Origin of the sequence: Halocynthiibacter styelae, from assembly GCF_016123485.1 — a bacterium.
GTDB classification, from domain to species: Bacteria; Pseudomonadota; Alphaproteobacteria; order Rhodobacterales; family Rhodobacteraceae; genus Halocynthiibacter; species Halocynthiibacter styelae.
The window spans coordinates 66,243-87,020 of sequence record NZ_JADCKQ010000005.1; the positions used below are offsets into that span (position 1 = coordinate 66,243).

Annotated in this window: 24 protein-coding genes; 8 read left to right on the forward strand and 16 right to left on the reverse strand. The window is 56.5% G+C overall.

Annotated features, from left to right (window positions below):
• Positions 1–55: 55 nt before the first annotated feature.
• The 3 genes from H1D41_RS08175 to H1D41_RS08185 are packed head-to-tail and all read right to left on the reverse strand — an operon-like array spanning position 56 to position 2,335.
• Positions 56–733, reverse strand: coding sequence for a hypothetical protein (locus H1D41_RS08175; protein WP_228848439.1), 678 nt, complete (start codon positions 731–733; stop codon positions 56–58).
• An 8-nt stretch (positions 734–741) separates the two neighbouring features.
• Positions 742–1,368 carry a LysE family translocator gene (locus H1D41_RS08180; protein ID WP_228848440.1) on the reverse strand — a complete coding sequence of 209 codons (627 nt, stop codon included), beginning with the start codon at positions 1,366–1,368 and terminating at the stop codon, positions 742–744.
• A 52-nt stretch (positions 1,369–1,420) separates the two neighbouring features.
• Positions 1,421–2,335: a LysR family transcriptional regulator gene (locus H1D41_RS08185; protein WP_228848441.1), complete on the reverse strand. Its 915-nt coding sequence runs from the start codon at positions 2,333–2,335 to the stop codon at positions 1,421–1,423.
• A 48-nt stretch (positions 2,336–2,383) separates the two neighbouring features.
• Here H1D41_RS08185 and H1D41_RS08190 point away from each other — a divergent pair, with 48 nt between their 5' ends.
• Positions 2,384–2,665 (forward strand): DUF1330 domain-containing protein, encoded by a 282-nt coding sequence (locus tag H1D41_RS08190; RefSeq protein WP_228848442.1) that lies wholly within the window; start codon positions 2,384–2,386, stop codon positions 2,663–2,665.
• Between the two features lie 102 nt (positions 2,666–2,767).
• Here H1D41_RS08190 and mscL read toward each other — a convergent pair whose 3' ends face one another.
• The gene (gene mscL / locus H1D41_RS08195) at positions 2,768–3,202 is read right to left on the reverse strand and encodes a large conductance mechanosensitive channel protein MscL (protein WP_228848443.1); all 435 of its coding nucleotides are present in this window, start codon (positions 3,200–3,202) and stop codon (positions 2,768–2,770) included.
• A gap of 165 nt (positions 3,203–3,367) precedes the next feature.
• Between mscL and H1D41_RS08200 the strand changes: the two genes are divergently transcribed.
• Both H1D41_RS08200 and H1D41_RS08205 read left to right on the forward strand, forming a co-directional pair.
• On the forward strand, positions 3,368–4,063 hold the full coding sequence (locus H1D41_RS08200) for a glutathione S-transferase N-terminal domain-containing protein (protein ID WP_228848444.1): 696 nt from the start codon (positions 3,368–3,370) through the stop codon (positions 4,061–4,063).
• Between the two features lie 193 nt (positions 4,064–4,256).
• Positions 4,257–5,306, forward strand: a complete 1,050-nt coding sequence (locus H1D41_RS08205) for a Hint domain-containing protein (RefSeq protein WP_228848445.1) — start codon at positions 4,257–4,259, stop codon at positions 5,304–5,306.
• Here H1D41_RS08205 and H1D41_RS08210 read toward each other — a convergent pair whose 3' ends face one another.
• The 5 genes from H1D41_RS08210 to pheS form a co-directional block, all read right to left on the reverse strand.
• A complete protein-coding gene (locus H1D41_RS08210) occupies positions 5,307–5,756 on the reverse strand; it encodes a YtoQ family protein (protein WP_228848446.1) in 450 nt (149 codons plus the stop codon).
• A 105-nt stretch (positions 5,757–5,861) separates the two neighbouring features.
• The gene (gene pheT, locus H1D41_RS08215) at positions 5,862–8,258 is read right to left on the reverse strand and encodes a phenylalanine--tRNA ligase subunit beta (RefSeq protein WP_228848447.1); all 2,397 of its coding nucleotides are present in this window, start codon (positions 8,256–8,258) and stop codon (positions 5,862–5,864) included.
• Positions 8,259–8,336: 78 nt separating this feature from the next.
• Entirely contained in the window at positions 8,337–8,765 is a 429-nt protein-coding gene (locus H1D41_RS08220) for an ASCH domain-containing protein (RefSeq protein ID WP_228848448.1), read from the reverse strand.
• 27 nt (positions 8,766–8,792) lie between these two features.
• The gene (locus H1D41_RS08225) at positions 8,793–9,317 is read right to left on the reverse strand and encodes a hypothetical protein (protein ID WP_228848449.1); all 525 of its coding nucleotides are present in this window, start codon (positions 9,315–9,317) and stop codon (positions 8,793–8,795) included.
• Positions 9,317–10,390 (reverse strand): phenylalanine--tRNA ligase subunit alpha, encoded by a 1,074-nt coding sequence (gene pheS / locus H1D41_RS08230; protein ID WP_228848450.1) that lies wholly within the window; start codon positions 10,388–10,390, stop codon positions 9,317–9,319. The genes H1D41_RS08225 and pheS overlap by 1 nt, the downstream gene beginning before the upstream one ends.
• 131 nt (positions 10,391–10,521) lie before the next feature.
• Here pheS and H1D41_RS08235 point away from each other — a divergent pair, with 131 nt between their 5' ends.
• Entirely contained in the window at positions 10,522–11,703 is a 1,182-nt protein-coding gene (locus H1D41_RS08235) for an NnrS family protein (RefSeq protein ID WP_228848451.1), read from the forward strand.
• Positions 11,704–11,953: 250 nt separating this feature from the next.
• Here the strand turns inward: H1D41_RS08235 and rplT are convergent, their stop codons facing one another.
• The 3 genes from rplT to pyk all read right to left on the reverse strand — a co-directional run bounded on the left by rplT (position 11,954) and on the right by pyk (position 14,119).
• Positions 11,954–12,322, reverse strand: a complete 369-nt coding sequence (rplT, locus tag H1D41_RS08240) for a 50S ribosomal protein L20 (RefSeq protein WP_107496801.1) — start codon at positions 12,320–12,322, stop codon at positions 11,954–11,956.
• A gap of 15 nt (positions 12,323–12,337) precedes the next feature.
• A complete protein-coding gene (gene rpmI / locus H1D41_RS08245) occupies positions 12,338–12,538 on the reverse strand; it encodes a 50S ribosomal protein L35 (RefSeq protein ID WP_107496800.1) in 201 nt (66 codons plus the stop codon).
• Positions 12,539–12,673: 135 nt separating this feature from the next.
• Positions 12,674–14,119 carry a pyruvate kinase gene (pyk, locus tag H1D41_RS08250; RefSeq protein WP_228848452.1) on the reverse strand — a complete coding sequence of 482 codons (1,446 nt, stop codon included), beginning with the start codon at positions 14,117–14,119 and terminating at the stop codon, positions 12,674–12,676.
• A gap of 139 nt (positions 14,120–14,258) precedes the next feature.
• Between pyk and H1D41_RS08255 the strand changes: the two genes are divergently transcribed.
• Both H1D41_RS08255 and H1D41_RS08260 read left to right on the forward strand, forming a co-directional pair.
• Positions 14,259–15,017 (forward strand): N-formylglutamate amidohydrolase, encoded by a 759-nt coding sequence (locus H1D41_RS08255; protein WP_228848453.1) that lies wholly within the window; start codon positions 14,259–14,261, stop codon positions 15,015–15,017.
• Between the two features lie 12 nt (positions 15,018–15,029).
• Complete coding sequence (locus H1D41_RS08260; RefSeq protein ID WP_228848454.1) at positions 15,030–15,347, forward strand: DUF1244 domain-containing protein; 318 nt, start codon at positions 15,030–15,032, stop codon at positions 15,345–15,347.
• Positions 15,348–15,387: 40 nt separating this feature from the next.
• Here the strand turns inward: H1D41_RS08260 and H1D41_RS08265 are convergent, their stop codons facing one another.
• On the reverse strand, positions 15,388–16,572 hold the full coding sequence (locus H1D41_RS08265) for a CaiB/BaiF CoA transferase family protein (protein WP_228848455.1): 1,185 nt from the start codon (positions 16,570–16,572) through the stop codon (positions 15,388–15,390).
• A 157-nt stretch (positions 16,573–16,729) separates the two neighbouring features.
• Here H1D41_RS08265 and H1D41_RS08270 point away from each other — a divergent pair, with 157 nt between their 5' ends.
• Both H1D41_RS08270 and H1D41_RS08275 read left to right on the forward strand, forming a co-directional pair.
• Positions 16,730–17,356 (forward strand): DUF5671 domain-containing protein, encoded by a 627-nt coding sequence (locus H1D41_RS08270; RefSeq protein WP_228848456.1) that lies wholly within the window; start codon positions 16,730–16,732, stop codon positions 17,354–17,356.
• The gene (locus H1D41_RS08275) at positions 17,346–17,756 is read left to right on the forward strand and encodes a hypothetical protein (RefSeq protein ID WP_228848457.1); all 411 of its coding nucleotides are present in this window, start codon (positions 17,346–17,348) and stop codon (positions 17,754–17,756) included. The genes H1D41_RS08270 and H1D41_RS08275 overlap by 11 nt, the downstream gene beginning before the upstream one ends.
• Positions 17,757–17,809: 53 nt before the next feature.
• Here H1D41_RS08275 and H1D41_RS08280 read toward each other — a convergent pair whose 3' ends face one another.
• From H1D41_RS08280 to dgcN, 3 genes are read right to left on the reverse strand one after another with little or no spacing between them, the layout of a single operon-like run.
• Positions 17,810–18,670, reverse strand: coding sequence for a D-amino-acid transaminase (locus H1D41_RS08280; protein ID WP_228848458.1), 861 nt, complete (start codon positions 18,668–18,670; stop codon positions 17,810–17,812).
• Positions 18,671–18,674: 4 nt separating this feature from the next.
• On the reverse strand, positions 18,675–19,640 hold the full coding sequence (dgcA, locus tag H1D41_RS08285) for an N-acetyl-D-Glu racemase DgcA (protein WP_228848459.1): 966 nt from the start codon (positions 19,638–19,640) through the stop codon (positions 18,675–18,677).
• A gap of 9 nt (positions 19,641–19,649) precedes the next feature.
• Positions 19,650–20,651: an N-acetyltransferase DgcN gene (gene dgcN / locus H1D41_RS08290; RefSeq protein WP_228848460.1), complete on the reverse strand. Its 1,002-nt coding sequence runs from the start codon at positions 20,649–20,651 to the stop codon at positions 19,650–19,652.
• Positions 20,652–20,778 lie beyond the last annotated feature (127 nt).

Here is a 20,778-nt window from a genome sequence, read left to right on the forward strand (position 1 = left end):
CGGCCTTTTTTATTGGTTGCGCCTGAAGATTACATTCCCAGGGGAGCTGCAGACACTACTCAACAACATTTTTGTTCCCCGGGTTATGCCAGACCAAAAGGGCAAAATGGCTCGCTCTCTCTAGAAAATCAGGAAGAGCGATCAGATGTTCAAAGCCTTCTCGCAATGCGACATTGATTGTTTCGCTTGGCCCCATTATTCCCGACAAATAGGGCTGCCCATCCACACCGCGACCTTCCAACAGGCATTGTTTCTGGAATTCTGTCGTCCCGGAGCGTTCCCGTTTTCCAGGAAATGGCAAGGCGATTGCGACTCCCTCCAGATTTTCTTGTATGGCCAGAGCCTTCAGCGCCCTGAGTAAAGGAGACAACTCGGGCGAAAGAGACTGGTGGCCCGCGTCCGCAGTCAAAAGCATCCGACAAACGTAAAGCCATGACCCTGCAGGGTCATGTGCACTACCTGCTCCATTCCCGGTGGCCGCATCCCAGCCCTGTACAGACAAAGCAATACGAGATGGGAGACGGATGGCATTCAGATATCCGATCATGCGGCCTGGCTCTTCAGACGCAAATGCGCCCTGAGGAAACTGATCAAAGCACGCCGCGACATTCGCAGCCGACTGATCTGGGTAGACATAAGCAACGCATCGTTTGTGCGGAATGTACCCCCCCGCGTCTTTCAGCAAGGTCACAACAGTATTCAGATTATCGCGAGACAATGGACGCGCAGACATTTCTATCCTCACTGCTTACTGCTCAGCGCCAGAAGCGATCCGAAACCTACAAAAGCCCCGCCGGTGACGCGGCGGACCTGTTGGGCGCGCTTTGGCGTGCTGAGAAAGCGGCGCAGCCAGTTGCCGGAGACGGCGATAATCGCGTGGTTCAGGGCACAGAGCGCGCCATAGCTGAGCGCGAGGATCACCACCTGGGACATGGCGGGGGCATTGGCGTTCAGGAAGGGTGGGAAGAGGGCTGCGATTGCCACCATCGCTTTCGGATTAGTCAGGGAAATCGCCACAGCCTGGGCCGACAGTTTGGACCAGGGCACGGGGCCAGACCGGCTGTTGGCCTCAATCAGGAACGCACTGCGATCCCGCCAGATCTTCACGCCCAGCCAGATCAGGTAAGTGGCCCCCACAACTTTCAGGATAAGAAACGCCAGGGCCGACGCTTTCATAACCGCCCCCAGCCCCAGACCGACAAAGATGCCCAGTGCCGCAATCCCCGCCCCGTTGATCAAACCAATCAGGATCGTCACCTTCACCCCATAGCGCAACGCATTGGTGATCGCGAACAGCACCCCGGGACCGGGGCTGATCACCGGGGCGACAGAGACAGCAAGGAAGAGCAACCAGGTTTCAAATGACATCGGAGGGGCCTTTCGCAGAATACCCGCAGAAAACGCCTCAAACCGGGTGAAGTCAAGTCTCTCCCAGAAACCTCGGACGTGCGGTTTTAATGGCGGCACCAACGTGATCCATAATGGCGCGAACGCGGGGTTGGTTGCGCAGATCCGCATGGGTCAAAAGCCACACAGGCATATAGGGGAACAGCGGCACATCGGGCAGGCGTTCAAGACCAGGTTCGTCGTCGCCAATAATACAGGCCAGCCGGGTTGCGCCGATGCCTGCGCGGGCAGCACTCAGCGCCGCGTGGATGTCATCCACTACAAGACGCGTGGTCAAATCCGGGCGCAGGGCCAGGAATTCCTTCGGCGGACCAGGCCAGCTCTGGAAACTGATCCAGTCAAGCCGCCCACCCCGATCAGCCGCAATCAGATCAGGCGCGGCATAGATGCCATAGCGTTGTTCCGCCACCCGGCGGCCAATCAGGCTGTCCGGCGGATCAGGCGACACCCGCAGGGCAACATCGGCCTGGCGCGCCGCAAGATTCAACGCGTCATTCCCGGCCCGCAGCTTCAGATCCACATCCGGGTATGTCGTGATGAAGGATTTCAGCACCGGCCCCAAAACACGATCCACCATCATTTGCGGTGCGGTGACCGTCAGAGGTCCGGCAATACGTGTGTCACGGGCGTCCATCTGTCGTTCCAGCTGATGCCCCTGTGCTTCCATATTTTCGGCAATCAGGATCGCTTCCCGCCCGGCCTCTGTCAGGACATATCCTGACGCCAGACGATCAAACAGCCGCGCGCCAAGCGCCTCTTCCGCGGCAGTGATCCGGCGGGACACTGTGCCATGGTTCACCTTCAGAACACGCGCTGCCCCGCTGATCCCACCCCGACGGGCGGTTTCAAGAACATAACGCAGATCATTCCAGTTCAGCATGGCCTGATTATTAATGATCAACAGGTGCGCATCAATGATTACTTTCACACATGCCAGACAATCCCGATCTGTTTTGTATCAACGAAAGGATACATGATGACCACCCATGCAATTGTCACACTGAACATAAGCAACCCCGACACATTCGCCGACTATCGCGCCCGCGCAGGGGAGGCGATGCAGAAACACGGGATCACAGCCGTACAGCTTTCAAAAGAACCAACGCGTCTGGAAGGCACGCAGGAAGCGCCACAGATGATTGTGCTTCTTACAGCTGACAGCCGTGATGCCTTTGTGGCCTGGCACAGTGATCCGGAATTTGCCGCCGTGCATGAATTGCGTCGCGCCAGCGGGGAGATCACAATCTTTCTGATGTGAGCCCTGAAAACAGAACGGGCCCGTCATTGCTGACGAGCCCAAACCTGTATGCGGAGGGTTACCGGAGTAATTTACCTGCGCCCCCCGTCTGCACGATATGTCTTACTTATTAGCAAGAGAATCGCGGATCTCAAGCAAAACATCCAATTCGCTTGGTCCGGCGGGGGTTTCCGCCGCAACTTCTTCCTCTTTCTTCGCCGCTGCGTCCTTCACCTTGTTCAGGTAACGCACCATCATGAAGACCACCCAGGCGATGATCAGGAAGTTGATAACAGCCATTGTGAAGGCACCCCAGGCAAAGGCAGCCGCCCCTGCTTCACGCGCAGCTTCCAGCGTTTCATAGACAGTGCCGTCACCGCCCAGAATGATAAATTTGTTGGTGAAATCAACACCACCGGTGAACAGACCAATGATCGGATTGATCAGGTCAGCGACCATAGATTTCACAATTGCTGTAAATGCAGCACCGATAATCAGACCAACCGCCATATCCATGACGTTGCCCTTTGCGATGAAATCCTTGAATTCCTGTAACATTTCACGTTTCCTTTTCAAAAGCCCCAGCGGCTGTTCGCTTGCGCAGGTGTATAGTGCAGCTACCGCACATAGCCAAACCTGTTCACCGGGGAAATCGTACCTACATTTCCCCACATAATCCAGGCAGGTTTTTCTGCCCCGCCCTGTACTAATAAAGGAAACACAATGTCTGATCTTTCTCAATTCCAGATCACCTCCCGCTGGCCCGCAGAAAACCCGGATCTGATCCAGCTTTATTCTTACCCGACCCCAAATGGTGTGAAAGTTTCCATCGCGCTGGAAGAACTGGGGCTGGCCTATGAACCACATCTGGTGACCCTGTCCGACAGTGACGTGAAAAGCGACGCATTCCTGTCCCTGAACCCGAACAATAAAATCCCTGCGATCATTGATCCAAACGGCCCGGATGGAAATCCGATTGGTCTGTTTGAAAGCGGTGCGATCCTGATCTACCTGGCCGAAAAAACCGGCAAGCTGATGCCTGAAGGTGCAGGCAAATACGAAGTGATCAAATGGCTGATGTTCCAGATGGGCGGCGTGGGCCCGATGCTGGGGCAGCTTGGTTTCTTCTATAAATTCGCAGGGGCCGAGATCGAAGATCCCCGCCCGCGCGAACGCTATATCAATGAAGCAAAGCGCCTGCTTTCCGTTCTGGATAAACAGATGGAAGGGCGCGAATGGATTGCCGGAGATTATTCCATCGCTGACATCGCAATTGTACCCTGGTTGCGTGCGTTGGATTTCTACGGTGCGAAAGACGTATTGGAATTTGATTCCTTTACCCATGTAAATGCCTGGCTTGATCGCTTCCTGGCACGCCCTGCGGTTCAGAACGGTCTTAAAATTCCAAACGTTAACTAACCTTTAGCCAGGTCGTTAACCAAATATTAAGAAAAGACGCCGGGTCACGGTGAATTCAGTGAATTGTGACTCGGCATATGCGTTTTTCAGGCGTATAGCAGAAATGTTCCCCGTACATTAGTAATTCGTCAACAGTAATTTTCCGCTTCTCCAGTGCTCCGTTTTTCACTTAAAACTGCACTGAGAAAACACAATGCCTCTCACTGAACTGATTACAAATGGCAGCTTCAGCTCCGGTAGTTCCGGCTGGTCTGGTACTGATCTCGAAATCAACCCGCAATCCTCCTATATCAGCGGTGGCTCAGGAAACCTTGTTTCTGAAATTGACGGGACGGACTCCCAGATCACGGTGCTGCAGCAGAATTTTACTGTGCCTGCCGGCACCACCCTGCCCGCATCGACCACCCTGACGTTTGATACCGCCCTGCGCAACGCAGAAAGCACCTTCGCAGGTGATGGATTTCGCGTCGAGATCCGCGACGACAATGGTGTTGTCATCGCCACGCAGGATTTTTTCCCGACCAGCAGAAGCCTGACACCGGCATCCATGAATGTCACACTGCCGACAGCCGGGAATTACAATCTGCGCTTCACAGAACTGGGCGACAATGACAGTCTTGGTGCGATTGTTGACAATATTTCCCTGCAAGTCGACGTGCCCCTGGTCTGTTTTGTACAAGGGACAAAAATCGTCACCAAAACCGGCGAAGTCGCAGTAGAAGACCTGAAAGAAGGCGATCTTGTCCTGACACGCGACAATGGTTTCTCCCCGGTGCGCTGGATTGGGTCCCGCACGATCACAGCCCGTCAGCAGCAGGCAGATCACAAGATGCGCCCTGTGGTTTTCCGCGCCGGAAGCCTTGGGGAAAACATGCCAATCACTGATCTGCTGGTCTCACGCCAGCATCGGATGCTGGTGGCAGACTGGCGTGCGCAACTGCTGTTCCATGAAGACGAAGTTCTGACCGCCGCCGTAAACCTTGTGAACAATGACACAATCTTCCTGCGACCCGCCGAAGATGTGACCTATTACCACTTCATGTGTGACGTACACGAAGTCGTCATGGCCAATGGTTGCTGGGCTGAAAGTTTTCTGCCGACCGAAACATCCCTGCGCGGGCTTTCCGATGCAGGACATGAAGAGTTCCGGAAACTCTTCCCGGAACTCCTGTCTGATATTGCGGCCGCAACACGCGTTGCGCGCCCGGTGGCCGAAGGCAAAACCGCCCGCCTGTTGGCCTGATCAGCCTGGCAGGTTACCCGTCAGAACATATTGCAGGATCTGCGCCACCTTGCGTGGTTCCTGACAGACCGCCAGCGCCGCCGCGTCGACTTCTTTCAGCGCGTGCTGATGATCATCGCCATGCAGCACGATCAGGCTTTTGCCAAGCGCCGCCGCATAGCCCGCATCAAAAGCTGCGTTCCACTGTTTGTATTTCTCACCAAAGCGCACGACGACAACATCCGCATCCTCAATGCCCTTGCGGGTGCGGATCGCATTAATCTTAGCGCCCAGATTGTCGTGCCAGAACTTCTTGTCTTCCGCGCCCAGGATCGCAACGCCGCAATCATCTGACGCATCGTGATCGGTGACAGGTGCCGAAAAGCTGACATCCAGCCCCGCCGCCCCGTCAATGATTTCCTCGCGCCAGCCGGTGTGAATTTCGCCGGAAAGATAGACCTTCAGTGTCATAAGATGCCTCCTGTTCATTTGCCCGCAGCATAGGGGTTTCCGCCCCATACGCCACAAAAAAGGCCCGCCGCAAGGGCAGGCCTTTGTTTGAATTCAGAACCGGGATCAGCCGCGCAGGGTGCCGCCCGTGGCCTTAGACACTTTGGCGACGATCTTTTCTGAAACCGCCTCAATGTCTTTTTCCGTCAGGGTTTTGTCACCCGGCTGCAGGCGCACGGTGATCGCTATGGATTTTTTATCCTCGCCCAGAGACCCGCCAATGAATTCATCAAAGACACGCACATTTTCGATCAGGGCTTTGTCAGCACCGCCAGCGGCGTTCACAAGGTTCAGCGCCTCAACATCCGCATCCACCACAAAGGCGAAATCGCGTTCAACAGCCTGCAGATCAGAGATCTTCAGCGCATCACGGGTTGATGTTTTCTTCTTCGCAAACGGCGGCTGTTCCAGCAGCACCGTGAAAGCAACCGCCGGGCCTTTGACGCCCATTTTGTTCAGGGTTTTCGGGTGCAGTTCACCAAAGGTGGCCAGCACTTTTTTCGGACCAAGGCAGATTTTGCCGTGACGGCCCGGATGCCACCAGCTTTGCGCACCACGCATGATCTGGGCTTTCGCAGGGGCGCCAATCGCAGACAGAACCGCTTCGGCATCAGCTTTGGCGTCATAGACATCCACCGCGCGGCGTTCGCCATGCACATCCTTTGGGCCGGTGTGGCCGATCAGAATGCCGGTCGCCTGAATATGCTGTTCCTCTGGTTCGCCACCGTGGAAGGCAGGACCAACTTCAAACAGCGCCATATCGGCAAAACCGCGGGCCTGGTTGCGCGCCGCTGCCTGCAAGAGCCCTGGCAGCAGATCCGGGCGCATGTGGCTCATTTCAGAGGAAATCGGGTTGTCGAGTTTTGTGGCGTCTGCCCCGCCCTCAAACACTTCGGCCGACGTCTGATCAATGAAGCTGTAGGTCACGCATTCATTGTATCCCAGCGCTGCGATCGTGCGTCGCGCCATGCCTTCGCGTTTCTGCATCGGTGTCAGGATTGGCTTGGGCACGCCCACGGTTTCCCGCAGCAAAGGCTTGCCTTCCAGTTTCGTCAGAGACGCAACGCGCGCAACCTCTTCCACCAGATCAGCAGAGCCCTGAACATCGGGGCGCCAGCTTGGCACATGGGCCATATCGCCTTCCATGACAAACCCCAGGTCGGTCAGGGTCTGACGCTGGGTGTCCGGGGCAATTTCCATACCCACGAGGCTCTGTACACGATCAGTATCAAGCTTATAGGCGCGGGAGACATCGGGCACTTTGCCGGCAACGACAACCTCAGAGGCTTCACCACCACAGAGATCCAGGATCATCTGTGTCGCCAGTTCCATCGCAGGCGCGTTGAACGCCGGATCAATGCCACGTTCATTGCGGTAACGGGCGTCGGAATTGATCTTCAGCGCACGGCCGGTTTTCGCGATCTGGATGGTTTCCCAGAAGGCCGCTTCCAGGATCACATTGGTGGTTTCCTCAGTGCAGCCCGTATGCAGGCCACCCATGATACCCGCGATGCTTTCCACACCGGCATCATCGGAAATCACGACCATACCTTCGCGCATGGTGTATTCTTTTTCATCCAGCGCGATCAGGGTCTCGCCGCCTTTCGCGCGATGAATGCGCAGATCACCCTGCACCTTATCCGCATCAAAAACGTGCAGCGGGCGGTTCTGATCATAGGTGAAGAAGTTGGTCACATCCACAAGTGCTGAAATCGGGCGCAGGCCAATCGCTTTCAGCTGATCCTGCAGCCATTGCGGCGACGGGCCGTTTTTCACGCCTTTGATCAGACGGCCCATAAACACAGGGCAATCCTCAGCAGTATCCGCATCAATTGTGATGTTGAACGGCGCTTTATAGCTGCCTTCAACCTTCGCCTCTGGCGCAGGTTTCAACGTGCCAACGCCACGCGCAGCCAGATCACGGGCAATGCCGCGCACGCCAAGCGCATCCGGGCGGTTCGGCGTGATCGCGATCTCGATCATCACATCCACCTTAGCCGGGTCATTTTCCGCCAGCCAGTCCACGAACCGATCGCCAACCGCACCAGAAGGCAACTCGATAATGCCATCATGTTCGTCAGACAGTTCCATCTCACGTTCAGACGCCATCATGCCGTGGCTTTCGATCCCACGGATTTTGCCGATCTGAATCGTAGTGTCGATGCCCGGCACATAGACGCCCGGTTTCGCCACAACAACGGTGATGCCCGCACGCGCGTTTGGCGCGCCACAGATGATCTGCTTCATGCCTTCGTCGGTCTTCACCTGACAGACATTCAGACGATCCGCATCGGGATGCTTTTCAGCGGTTTCCACATAGCCCAGGGTAAAATCCGCCAGACGGTCCACAGGGTTTGCCACCTCTTCCACCTCAAGACCCAAATCGGTCAGAGCGTAAAGGATTTCATCAACAGAAGCCTCGGTATCAAGGTGCGTTTTCAGCCAGGACAGAGTGAATTTCACGGGTCTCGTCTTTCATTATCTCGCGGTCGCAATGTGCTTATAACATTGACCGCCTGCGGAAAAGGGGGGATCGCGGTGTCAGAGACGCTCGCGCAGGTCTTCGACCACCTCGAAAGTTTCAAACACCAGCAGCATTTCCGGATCAAAGCCGCCGGATTTGCTGAAATGTTTCTGCTGCATCATGCGCCAGTCATCCAGCGGCAGATCGCTTTCCATCCGCGCCTGTTCCGCCGTCACATCGCAGAACCGGATGTTCTGCACAGAAACCGTGCGGGTGATCAGGGTCGGCGTGCCATCCCAGAGGGTCGCGATGTCGCAACGGCCGGGTTTAGGCAGGGCATCGGGTTCCTGGGCAAATTCGCGCAAGGCTTCACAATTCGCAGTTTTCTTGCCCGCGCGCACAAGCTTCAGCAGCTTTTCACATTGCGCCTGGTTCCCGCCAAACCGGTAAGAACCCGCACCTGGGTAGGTTTGCTGGAGATCTTCAAAGTCGTCAGAGTTGGTCACTATTTTATTCCTGTCAATCAATCAAAACTACAGCGAATCTTGCTTTCTAAGATAGCTACGTCGGTCACGGCAAGATTCAATCAATTGCACATCTTTACGCATCAGTTCAAGCATACGCTCCTTAGCATCCTCAAACTGATCAGACTTCACAGAATACAACTCATCGTGCAACTCAAGTTCCGCAACATATGTTTGCAACATCCCGTTTACTTGCGAGCAGGCGCTGACAACCGTCGAAGGCAATCGAACCCGAAGGATGTTCATTTGCGTATCCAGCTCCAGAGCCATTTCACTCGCCAAACGTACCTGTGGCAGTTCTTTGAAATCCGAAGAAAAATTCGACGCTGTGAACCATGCATCCCACGTGCGTCCAACTTGCCGAACAAAGTTAGCATATAACTGCGCGCGTTCATCCGCGAACTCAAAATGCCTACTTGTATGTAGCTGTCTCCGCTCCCTTTGGGACGCAGTGAGGGCAACAACCAGCGCTACCAAAACCGTAGCAATAGAAGGTAAAGCTACCTTCAGAATGCTAGGGTCAAACAACGCCACTACCCGCTCACACCGCCATGCAGGTTTGGTTGCACCATTGGGTTAAACCCATAGTGACGCAGCCAGCGCAGGTCGCTGTCAAAGAAGGCGCGCAGATCGGGGATGCCGTATTTCAGCATCGCCAGACGGTCGATCCCCATACCAAAGGCAAAGCCCTGATATTCCTCAGGATCAACACCACCGGCCTGCAGAACTTTCGGGTGCATCATGCCGGAACCCAGCACTTCCATCCAGCCGTCACCTTCGCCAATCCGCAGCTGCCCGTCGACCCAGGAACACTGAATATCGACCTCAGCAGAAGGTTCTGTGAACGGGAAATGCGACGCGCGGAAACGGGTTTTAATGCCCTCAATCCCGAAGAAGGCCGCAAAGAATTCTTCCAGCACCCATTTCAGGTTCGCCATGGAAATATCCTTGCCAATCGCCATGCCTTCAATCTGGTGGAACATCGGCGTGTGGGTCTGATCATAATCAGAACGATACACACGACCCGGCGCAATCACACGGATCGGGGCACCGGTTTTTTCCATCGCACGGATCTGCACAGGCGACGTATGGGTGCGCAAAACATGCGGCGCGCGTTCGTCATCCGCATCGCGGTGCATGTAGAACGTATCAAATTCCTGACGTGCCGGGTGATGCGGCGGGATATTCAGGGCGTCAAAGTTATACCAGTCGTTTTCGATCTGCGGGCCTTCAGCCACAGAGAACCCCAGATCGGCAAAGATCGCAGAAATCTCTTCGGTCACCTGGCTGATCGGGTGAACTGTGCCTTTGCCACGGGTGCGGCCCGGCAGGGTCACATCAAGCCATTCCTCAGCCAGACGCGCATCAAGGGCGGCATCGGCCAGGGCTTCTTTCTTGGCGGCAAGCGCCGAGTTGATCTCATCCTTCAGGGCGTTCAGCTTTGGTCCGGCCACCTGGCGCTCGTCAGGGGTCATCTTGCCCAGCTCGCGCATTTTCAGGCTGACTTCGCCCTTTTTACCAACAGCCTGCAGGCGCAGTTCTTCCAGGCCAGACTCGTCAGAGGCGGCGGAAATTGCGGTCAGGTATTTGTCTCTCAGATCATCCATCGGGCGGCTCCTGCAATTCGTTGCAGTCCTGCTATCATATGAAGGGCGAAATGCAAGGCGCGCGGCGCAATATCACATTGCATCCGGGGCGCGGGCCGGGCCAGATAGGCAAAAATCAAGGGACAACCAAGATGAGCAACACAAAAGCCACCCCCAAGACACCCGCGATCCTGCAAGGCGGCTTTCGCATCCTGTTTTTCCTCGCTGCCCTCTGGGCCGCTTATGCGATGATGGCCTGGATCGGTTTCTGGACAACGGGCGCTGACCTGCCTTCAGGCGCGATGCTGCCCCAGGACTGGCATGTGCACTCATTGCTGTACGGATTTGCCCCCGCGGTGCTGGGCGGCTTCCTGTTAACCGCGATCCCGAACTGGACCGGCACCAGGATGATCACCGGCACGCCGCTGGCGCTGATGGCGGTGCTCTGGGCGCTGGGACGGGTCGCAGTCTGGCTGTCCGGCAGCCTGCCCGTGATCGCCGTGATCCTGCTGGATGTGTCCTTCCTGTTAACCCTTCTGGTGGTGTCTGCCCGGGTTCTGATCAAATCGGGCAATGTGCGCAACATGCCGGTTCTCGGGTTTATCCTGCTGTTTCTCATGGGGCAGATCTTCTTTGATGTAATCTCACTGGCCGGTGGCTATGCCTCTGTCACCCCTGGTGCCAAACTGTCGATGGCCGCGATTATCCTGCTGATCAGCCTGATCGGCGGGCGCATTGTTCCCGCATTCACCCGCAACTGGCTGAAGAAACAGGGGGCCGATGATCTGCCCGTGATGTTTGGCGGATTTGATAAGGTTGTCGTTGGCCTGTCCGGTGTCACATTGCTCAGCTGGGTGATGACCCAGGCGAACCTGATCACCGGCGTCCTTATGCTGATTGCGGGCGTATTGCAACTGATCCGCCAGAGCCGCTGGAAGGGCGAAAAAACCACCTCCGCCCTGATCGTCGCCATGCTGCACATCGCTTATCTCTTTGTGCCGGTTGGATTTATTCTGCTGGGGCTTTCCATGCTGTTCCCGGTATCGGTTCCAGCAATGGCCGGACAACACGCCTGGCTGTCAGGGGCCATGGGTGGCATGATGCTGGCGGTAATGACCCGGGCCAGCCTTGGCCATACCGGGCGCGAATTGCGCACCACCTGGCGTGAAGTCTTTATCTACGGCGTGGTTCTGCTGGCTTCGGTCATTCGCGTGATTGCAACCTTCCCGACACCAGATTTCCTGCTGCATATCGCGGCCACAGCCTGGTTCCTGGCCTTTGCCGGGTTTGCCGTGCTTTACGCACCGGTCCTGTTCACAAAATCGAAAAACTAAGGCAGCGCGGGTTCTGGCATATTCCGGAACCCGCATTTTCCGAACCACGGGTACTGCCCGCCCTTTATGCCATGATCTTCTGAATTCTCACAGTGTGTGTGGACAATTTTAGATACTATATTAACCTCAGAAATTAACCCCGGAAATAATCCCGGACGCGCCCCATACAGTCACGCTGCAGCCACATACTCCAAAAACAAAAAGCCCCGCGAAAATCGCAGGGCCTTTCATAATTCAAATGTCAGTCAGCTTATGCTGCTTCCAGAGCTTTCTGAACCTGAGCAACGATTGTGCCGAATGCTTCCGGTTCGTTCACAGCCAGATCAGCCAGAACTTTACGGTCAACTTCGATACCAGCCAGGGACAGACCGTTGATGAAACGGGAATATGTCAGCGCCTCGTCGTGGGAACGTACAGCAGCGTTGATACGCTGGATCCACAGTGCGCGGAAGTTACGCTTGCGTGCCTTACGGTCACGGGTTGCGTACTGGTTGGCCTTATCAACAGCCTGAGTCGCGGTGCGAAACAGGTTTTTACGGGCGCCGTAGTAACCTTTGGCGGCCTTGATGACTTTTTTGTGACGGGCGTGAGTGGTGGTTCCACCTTTTACACGGGACATATCAGAACCTCCTAATTAGCGGGCGTATGGCATCATGCTCTTGATGATCTTCTCATCAGGAGCAGAAAGCGTGGTGGTGCCGCGGGCATTGCGGAGGAATTTGTTGGTACGTTTGATCATGCCGTGCTGTTTACCAGCCTGGGCAGCGACAACGCGACCTTTTGCAGTCACTTTGAACCGCTTTTTGCAGCTCGACTTTGTCTTCATCTTTGGCATTTCCGTCTCCTCTTTCGGGCGGTGGTTAAGCGCGACTCGGCATGCCATACAAGGCCGGTCACACAGTAGAAGGCGCCGTATAGGACGCATTCACGAATTTAGCAAGCCGAAAAAGCACGTTCCCGGCCCGCAGATTTATTCGGGCTGGGCGCTGTAAATAAGGCTTTCTTCGCAAGGGGCAACCCGCAGAATATTGGTCGTGCCGGGAATGTTAAACGGCACACCTGCGGTCACAACAATCTGGTCTTCTTTGGTCGCGATTCCACTTTCGCAGGCCGCACGCGCCGCAGCAATAACCGCGAACTTAAAGCGCTCAACGCCTTCAGTGATCATACAGTTTGTCCCCCAGGACAGGCACAGACGACGGGAGGTTTCGACAAGCGGCGTCAATGCGATAATCGGCACGCTTGGCCGTTCACGTGCCACCAGCAGGGCCGTGGTGCCGGATTGGGTAAAACAGCAGATCGCTTTGATATCGGTGGTTTCCGCAATCTCACGCGCTGCCACAACAATGCCATCCGCAACTGAAGTCCGTTCGACTTTGCGCGACGCATCAATCACCTTGCGATAGGTCGGGTCGTTCTCAACCTCAATCGCAACGTTGTTCATCGTGGTCACGGCCTCAACCGGATAGCTGCCCGCTGCTGATTCCGCTGACAGCATGATCGCATCGGTGCCTTCATAAATCGCAGTCGCCACGTCGGAAACTTCCGCGCGGGTCGGCACAGGGCTTTCGATCATGCTTTCCAGCATCTGGGTCGCCACAATCACCGGTTTCGCCGCTGCACGGCAGGCCCGGATCAGACGTTTTTGAATTGGCGGCACCGCATGCACCGGCAGTTCAACCCCCAGATCGCCACGCGCCACCATGATCCCATCAGACACCGCAAGGATATCTTCAAACGCATCAACAGCCGCAGGTTTTTCGATCTTGGACAGAACCGCCGCGCGGCCTTTGGCCAGTTCGCGCGCTTCCTGCACATCTTCCGGGCGCTGCACAAAAGACAGGGCCAGCCAGTCGACGCCCAGCTCGCAGACATATTCCAGATCAGAACGGTCCTTGTCAGACAGCGCCGCCAGCGGCAGAACCACATCCGGCACATTCACACCTTTGCGGTTGGAAATCTCGCCGCCCACAACCACGGTGCAATTGGCGTAATCCGCGCCACAATCATCCACAGTCAGGCGGATCTTGCCGTCATTCACCAGCAGCGAAGAGCCGGCTTCCAGCGCCTGAAAAATCTCAGGATGTGGCAAACGCACACGGGTGATGTCACCCTCTGCCTCGTCAAGATCGAAACGGAATTTCGCCCCCTCTTCCAGCTCATAAGAATCCTCAGAAAAAACCCCACAGCGCAGCTTCGGTCCCTGAAGGTCCGCAAGGATCGCAATCGGGCGGCCACAGTCTTTTTCCACCTGACGGATAATCGCGTGGCGTTCTCCGATTTCATCCTGGGTGCCGTGGCTCATGTTCAGGCGAAATACATCTGCGCCCGCTTCAAACAGAGACCGGATCATCTCATAATCATTGGACGCAGGCCCAAGGGTCGCCACGATTTTCACATTGCGCATCCGTTTCATAACCTGCTCCTTAAACATGGGCGTTCACCGCCTTTTGATATCGCTAACGGCGTTATAAAACCAAACACGCCCCGGCTGCAACTGGCGCATCCGCGACAGATTGCTTAGAAGGTGCCTAACCCAAAGCAATGACTGATTCATGACAAACCAATCTGCCATCACCGCCGCTGCGTTCACCACCATCGGCGCAGACCGTCCCTCCCGCTGGGTGATCACCTGTGATCATGCGACAAACAAAGTGCCCGCCGACATCAACGGCGGCGATCTTGGCCTGCCTGCGGCAGATATGAACCGCCACATCGCCTATGATGTCGGCGCGGATGGGGTCAGCACACATCTGGCAGACCTGCTGGACGCGCCTTACGTGCGCAGCGAATTTTCCCGCCTGGTGATTGACCCGAACCGGGGTGACAATGATCCGACACTGGTGATGAAACTTTATGATGGGTCCATCATCCCGGCGAACCGCAATGTGGATGCGGATGAGGTTCAGCGCCGCCGCGAAACCCTGCATAAACCCTATCATGACGCTGTGTCTGAGGTGATTGCACGCCGGGAACAACCCCTGATCTGCGCCATTCACAGCTTTACCCCGCAACTGAAAGGCGGCGACATGCGCCCCTGGCATGTGGGCGTGCTGTTTGCGGAAGATGACCGCCTGGCCCGGCCTTTCCTGGATCTGATCTATCAGGAAGAGGACATCTGCACCGGCGAGAATGAGCCCTACGGCGGCCACCTGCCCGGCGATGCGCTGGATCGTCACGCCATGCAGCCCGGCCATCCGAACATTCTGATTGAGGTCCGCAACGATCTGATCGAAACTGAAACACAGCAAAAGGCCTGGGCAACCCGCCTGGCCCCCATCCTGCAACAGGCGCTGATCAACAGCGACCTTTAAGGAGCCATGACCATGGACGACCAGACCCGTATTGAAATCGAAGCCGCCGCCTTCCGCCGCCTACAAAAACACCTGATGGAAGACCGCCTGGATGTGCAGAACATCGACATGATGAACCTTGCTGGTTTCTGCCGCAACTGCCTGTCCCGCTGGTATCAGGAAGCCGCCGTTGAACGCGGCATCGAGATGGACAAAGAAGAAGGCCGCGTCGCGTTCTACGGCATGTCGACAGCAGAGTGGAAAGAGAAATACCAGTCTGACGCAAGCCCGGCCAAACAGGCCGAGTTTGAAGTCGCTTTTGCAGAAAATGTTCTGAAAGAGAAAAGCTGATCCGCTACACCAATCCGGGGGCAATCTGCCCCCGTTTTTTTTATGCGCTGATACCCGCGCGGAACAATGCGTCAATCTCTGCCGCTTCAAGCCCCAAACCATCCAGAACCGCCCGGCTGTCCGCCCCGGCTTCGGGCGCGGCCTGGCCCACCACAGGCGTCGCACCCCCGGCGATGAACCCGGCCCCCGGCAGGCGCAGATCATTCCCCACATCCTGAAGAACCGCACGCCCCTCCAGCTGTGCTTCCTGCAAGGTTTCCTCTATCCGCCGCACGCGCGCCGCCGGCACATGTTGCGCATTCAGAAGCCCTTCCCATTCCGCCGCGGTCTTTTCCATCAGGCGCGCCTCAAGCCAGGCTTCATCCTCAGCCACACGTTCGCCCAAAGCGGCACGGGGCGTTGCGGCGATCGCCTCAGCCCGTGCTTCATCCCCCAGGGCCGCCATCAGATCCGCTGCCTGCGCATTGGTGTAGGCCCCAACCATCAGCGTGCCGTCCGCCGTCGCATAAGCTCCGTAGCAGGCATATTCCTTATCCCGGTTCCCGTTCGGGCGCGGAGCCTGGCCCGTGACCTGTGTCGCCACCACATTCGCGGACATCAACATCAAGGCCGCATCCAGCATCGACACATCAATCACCGCGCCCTGTCCCGTGCGTTCCCGCGCAAACAAAGCCGATGAAATCGCCATGGCTGCCTGTAACCCGGTGCCGTAATCCACCACCGGCGGGCCGATGCGCACGGGGCCTGTGTCTGGCGTGCCATTGCTGGCCATCATGCCGGAAAACGCCTGAATGACATTGTCATAGGCCGGGTCATTGGCCTTAGGGCCGGTGCGCCCGAACCCCGACAACATGCAATAAATCAGCTTGGGGTTATGCTGCGCCAGCTGTTCCGGCAAAAGCCCCAGATCTTCCAGACAATGACTCGTGTAATTCTGCACAATGACATCAGCACTGGCGACAAGCCTGGCGAACACCGCCTGTCCCTCCGGTGCTTTCAGATCCAGCAGAAGGGATTTCTTGCCCCCCGCATGCGCCTGATACCCCAGACCATAGCCCTGCGCATTGGCCTCCGCATCCGCACCTTCCGCCCGGGTCATATCAGGCTTGTCCGGTGCTTCGATCTTGATGACCTCAGCCCCCATCGCCCCCATCTGGTGGGCGCAAAACGGTCCCGCATACACATGTGTCAGATCCAGAACACGCACACCCTCAAGAAACCGCATGCCACATCCTCCCAGTGCTGCATTTCACAGCAAAGCTCCGCGCATTTCCCCGCGTGATCTGTCCTGTTTACGGCAAAGTTCGCGACAGAGCGCATGTCACCATGTTGACCGTAAACAACCGACTTAGTAGGTGTATCTACAACTGTAAGGACTATTTATGCGACACTCAGATCAACTTGCGGAATTTACCCGCGACGCCTTAAAGGCCGGGCACAGCCGGGCAGATATTCAACAGGCACTGCGTGATGCAGGTTGGGATGAACAGGAAATCAGACAGACGCTTGCCGCCTGGGTCGACAGCCCGTTTTCACCGCCCATCCCGCGCCCCCGCCCACAGCTTTCCGCACGTGAGGCATTTTTTTATCTGCTTCTGTTTGGCACCCTTGGCTGGAGCGCCTGGCATATGACCACACTGCTGTTTCAGGCAGTGGATGCCATATTCAGCGATGAGGCGCTGCGCGCCTGGTCACGAAGCAGTATGCGGTTTTCCATCGCCTCGCTGATTGTAACCACCCCCGTGTTCCTGTGGCTCCATCTGCGCCTGTCACGTGATGTCGCCGCAGCCCCTGGCAAACGACGCTCGCCCGTGCGCAAATGGCTGGGCTATCTGGCGATGTTCACCGCCGCATGCATCATTCTGGGCGATCTGGTCAGCCTGATCTACCGACTGCTTCAGGGCGCGCTCTCCATGCCCTTTGCAACCAAATCCGCCATTCTTGCAATCGTCGCAACAGCCATCATCGGTTACTTCCGCAACCAGATCGGGAGAGACGATGATGCGTGATTTTCTGATGCCAGCAGCCATCACCAGCCTGTCCGCCATCGCGATTGTCACCGGCCTGATAGTCTCCGGTGGCCCCGCCAGGGGACGGGCCGAAATGCGGGACACAACCCGGGTACGTCAGATTTCAGATGCAGCCCACCATATCAGATGCCTGGCCAGACAAAACGAAAACCAGTTACCAGAAACAGTCGCCCCACACAGCAACTGCCCCGACCGCGATCTGTTCACCGATCCGTTTTCCGGCGGAAGTTTCACATATCAGGTCACAGATTCACGAAACTTCCGGATCTGCACCACGCTTGAGTTGCCAGAAGACCAGCGGAGAAACTACCTCGTCTACGGGAACAACCGCAGTTATGATCAGGACAGCGGCTGCTTTATCTTCGATTACAATCCATAACAAAAAGCCCGCGTTATTGGCGCGGGCTTTTCCAATCACAGTGCAGGCTGCGATCAGATCGCTGACTTGCGCATCTCATCAATATAGATTTCACGCAGGCGTGGGGCCACGGAACCTGGCGCACCATCGCCCAGCGCCACGCCGTCGATCTCGACCACAGGCATGACAAAGGCTGATGCTGACGTTGTAAACGCCTCATCCGCTTCCTTCGCTTCGTCAATGGTGAACAGACGTTCTTCCACTTCCATCTGGGCTTCGGCTGCGAAACGCAGAACCGCCTCGCGCGTGATCCCATGCAGAATGTCGTTGGACAGCGGACGAGTTATGATCTTGCCACCCTTCACGATATAGGCGTTGTTGGATGTGCCTTCGGTCACATGCCCGTCTTCAATCAGCCAGGCATCATCACAACCGGCCGCTTTCGCCATCATCTTCGCCATGGACGGGTACAGCAGTTGCACGGTTTTAATGTCACGACGGCCCCAACGGATGTCATCCACTGAAATGATCTTTGCGCCCTTTTTCGCCGCAGGATTATCCGCAAGACCCGGCTTGTTCTGGGTGAACAGAACCAGCGTTGGTTTTGTCTCCGCACCCGGGAAAACAAAATCACGGTCCCCATCGGACCCACGGGACACCTGGAGATACACCAGACCTTCATCAATCCCGTTGCGTGACACCAATTCGCGGTGAATCTCAAGCAACTCATCCGGGGTGCAAGGCGCCGCCATGTCGAGTTCTTTCAGAGACCGCCACAGACGCTCCACATGCCCGTCATAAGCAATCAGCTTGCCATCCAGCACGCTGGTCACTTCATAAACGGCATCCGCAAACAGAAACCCGCGATCAAAGATCGAAACATTGGCGTCTTCTTCCGGCAGATACTGCCCGTTAACATAGACTGTGCGGCTCATGTGATTACCCCCATAGTGCGGCCTCGGGTGCGTGAACCCCGGCCTCGTCAAATTTCAATGCGTGATCCCGGTCTTCCGCCAGAAGAAGCGGCCCGTCAAGATCCGTCACCATCGCACCCTGCGCAACAATCTGCGCCGGGGCCATGGCAAGGCTTGATCCAACCATACAGCCGACCATCACCTTATAACCATCCGCAAGCGCGGCTTCGCGCAAGGCAAGGGCTTCGGTCAGGCCACCGGTTTTATCCAGCTTGATGTTCACCACATCATATTTGCCCTTCAGCCCAGCCAGACTGCTGCGGTCATGACAGCTTTCATCGGCACAGACCGGCAAAGGCCGTGCGATTTCACCAAGCATATCGTCAGCACCAGCAGGCATCGGCTGTTCGACCAGTTGCACACCAAGGCGCACAAGATGCGGGGCAAGTTCTGAGTACACCTCAGCAGACCAGCCTTCATTCGCATCGACAATGATGTTGGATTTCGGCGCACCAGCACGCACGGCCTCAAGCCGTTTCATGTCGTCTTCCGTGCCAAGCTTGATCTTAAGCAATGGACGATGCGCATGTTTCGCCGCTGACGCCCGCATTTGCTCAGGCTCTGCCAGGGACAGGGTATAGGCTGTGATCTCGGGCGTTGGCGCCGCAAGACCGGCAAGGTCCCAGGCCCGTTTGCCCGCACGTTTGCATTCCAGATCCCACAGCGCACAGTCAACCGCATTGCGGGCGGCACCCGCAGGCAGAAGATCGTAAAGGTCCTGGCGTGAAAAGCTGTCCGGCAGACCGGTGATTTCAGCGGTCACAGAGTCCAGCGTTTCATCATAACGCGCATAGGGCACACATTCGCCCCAGCCTTTGTGAGTGCCATCATCAAGATGACAGGTCAGAACCCGCGCTTCTGTGCGCGAGCCCCGTGAGATTGTGAACACTTCCGCAAGACGGAAGGTATCGGCAGTGACAAGACGTTTCATGCGACTGTCTTACAGTGCATTCAAAGCGTCGACCAGACGTGCCGCGCCCTGACGGAACGGATCCACCGCAGGCAGGCCCATTTTGCTTTCGACTTCCGCCAGATAAGCCACTGCATCGTCTTCAGACAGATGCTGGGTGTTCACGGAAATGCCGACAACCTGACAGTTCGGGTTGGACATTTTCGCCATAGGCAGGGCGATTTCACGCAGTGCTTCCAGCGTTGGCACATCACGGCCCGGCAGACCACGCATGTGATCGCGGGTTGGTTCGTGACACAGGATCAGCGCATCCGGCTGACCACCGTGGATCAGCGCCATGGTCACACCGGAATAAGAGATGTGGAAGAGGGAGCCCTGGCCCTCGATGTGATCCCAGTGATCATCGTCATTGTCAGGGGTGAGATATTCCACAGAACCCGCCATGAAATCTGCAATCACCGCATCCAGAGGCACACCATTCCCCGTGATCAGAATGCCAGTCTGGCCGGTGGCACGGAAGGAAGAATTCATCCCGCGTGCCTTCATTTCCTTATCCACAGCCAGGGCGGTATACATCTTACCAACAGAACAATCGGTGCCAACGGCCAGGCAGCGCTTGCCTTTACGGGTCACACCATTTGCGATTGGGTAGTCGACTTCTGGCACGCGCACGTCATGCAGTTCCTGACCGCAGGCTTTGGCAACCGCCACCAGATCTTCTTCGTCGCGCAGCAGGTTGTGCAACCCGGACGCCAGGTCAAAACCTTCTTCAAGCGCCTGTACCAGAACCTTTTTCCAGGCTTTGGAAATCACGCCACCACGGTTGGCCACGCCAATCACCAGGGTTTTCGCGCCAGCGGCTTTGGCTTCTTCCAGGGTCATGTCGGTCAGGCCAACATCGGCACCGCAGCCTTCCAGACGGAACTGGCCAACGGCATTATCCGGGCGCCAGTCTTTGATGCCCTGGGCCACTTTCGCAGCAAGCTGATCCGGTGCGTCACCGAGGAAAAGGAGATAAGGCGTTTTGATCATGAGAGCCCCCAAAGAGTGTAAGAGACCGGTTCCCCGGTTGTGTAGCTGATGCAGTATCCTCCCGCCTGACGCGAATTTCTTCGCAAGATGTGCTGCTTTTTCAGGATCAGCGGTGGAATTTCCGAAG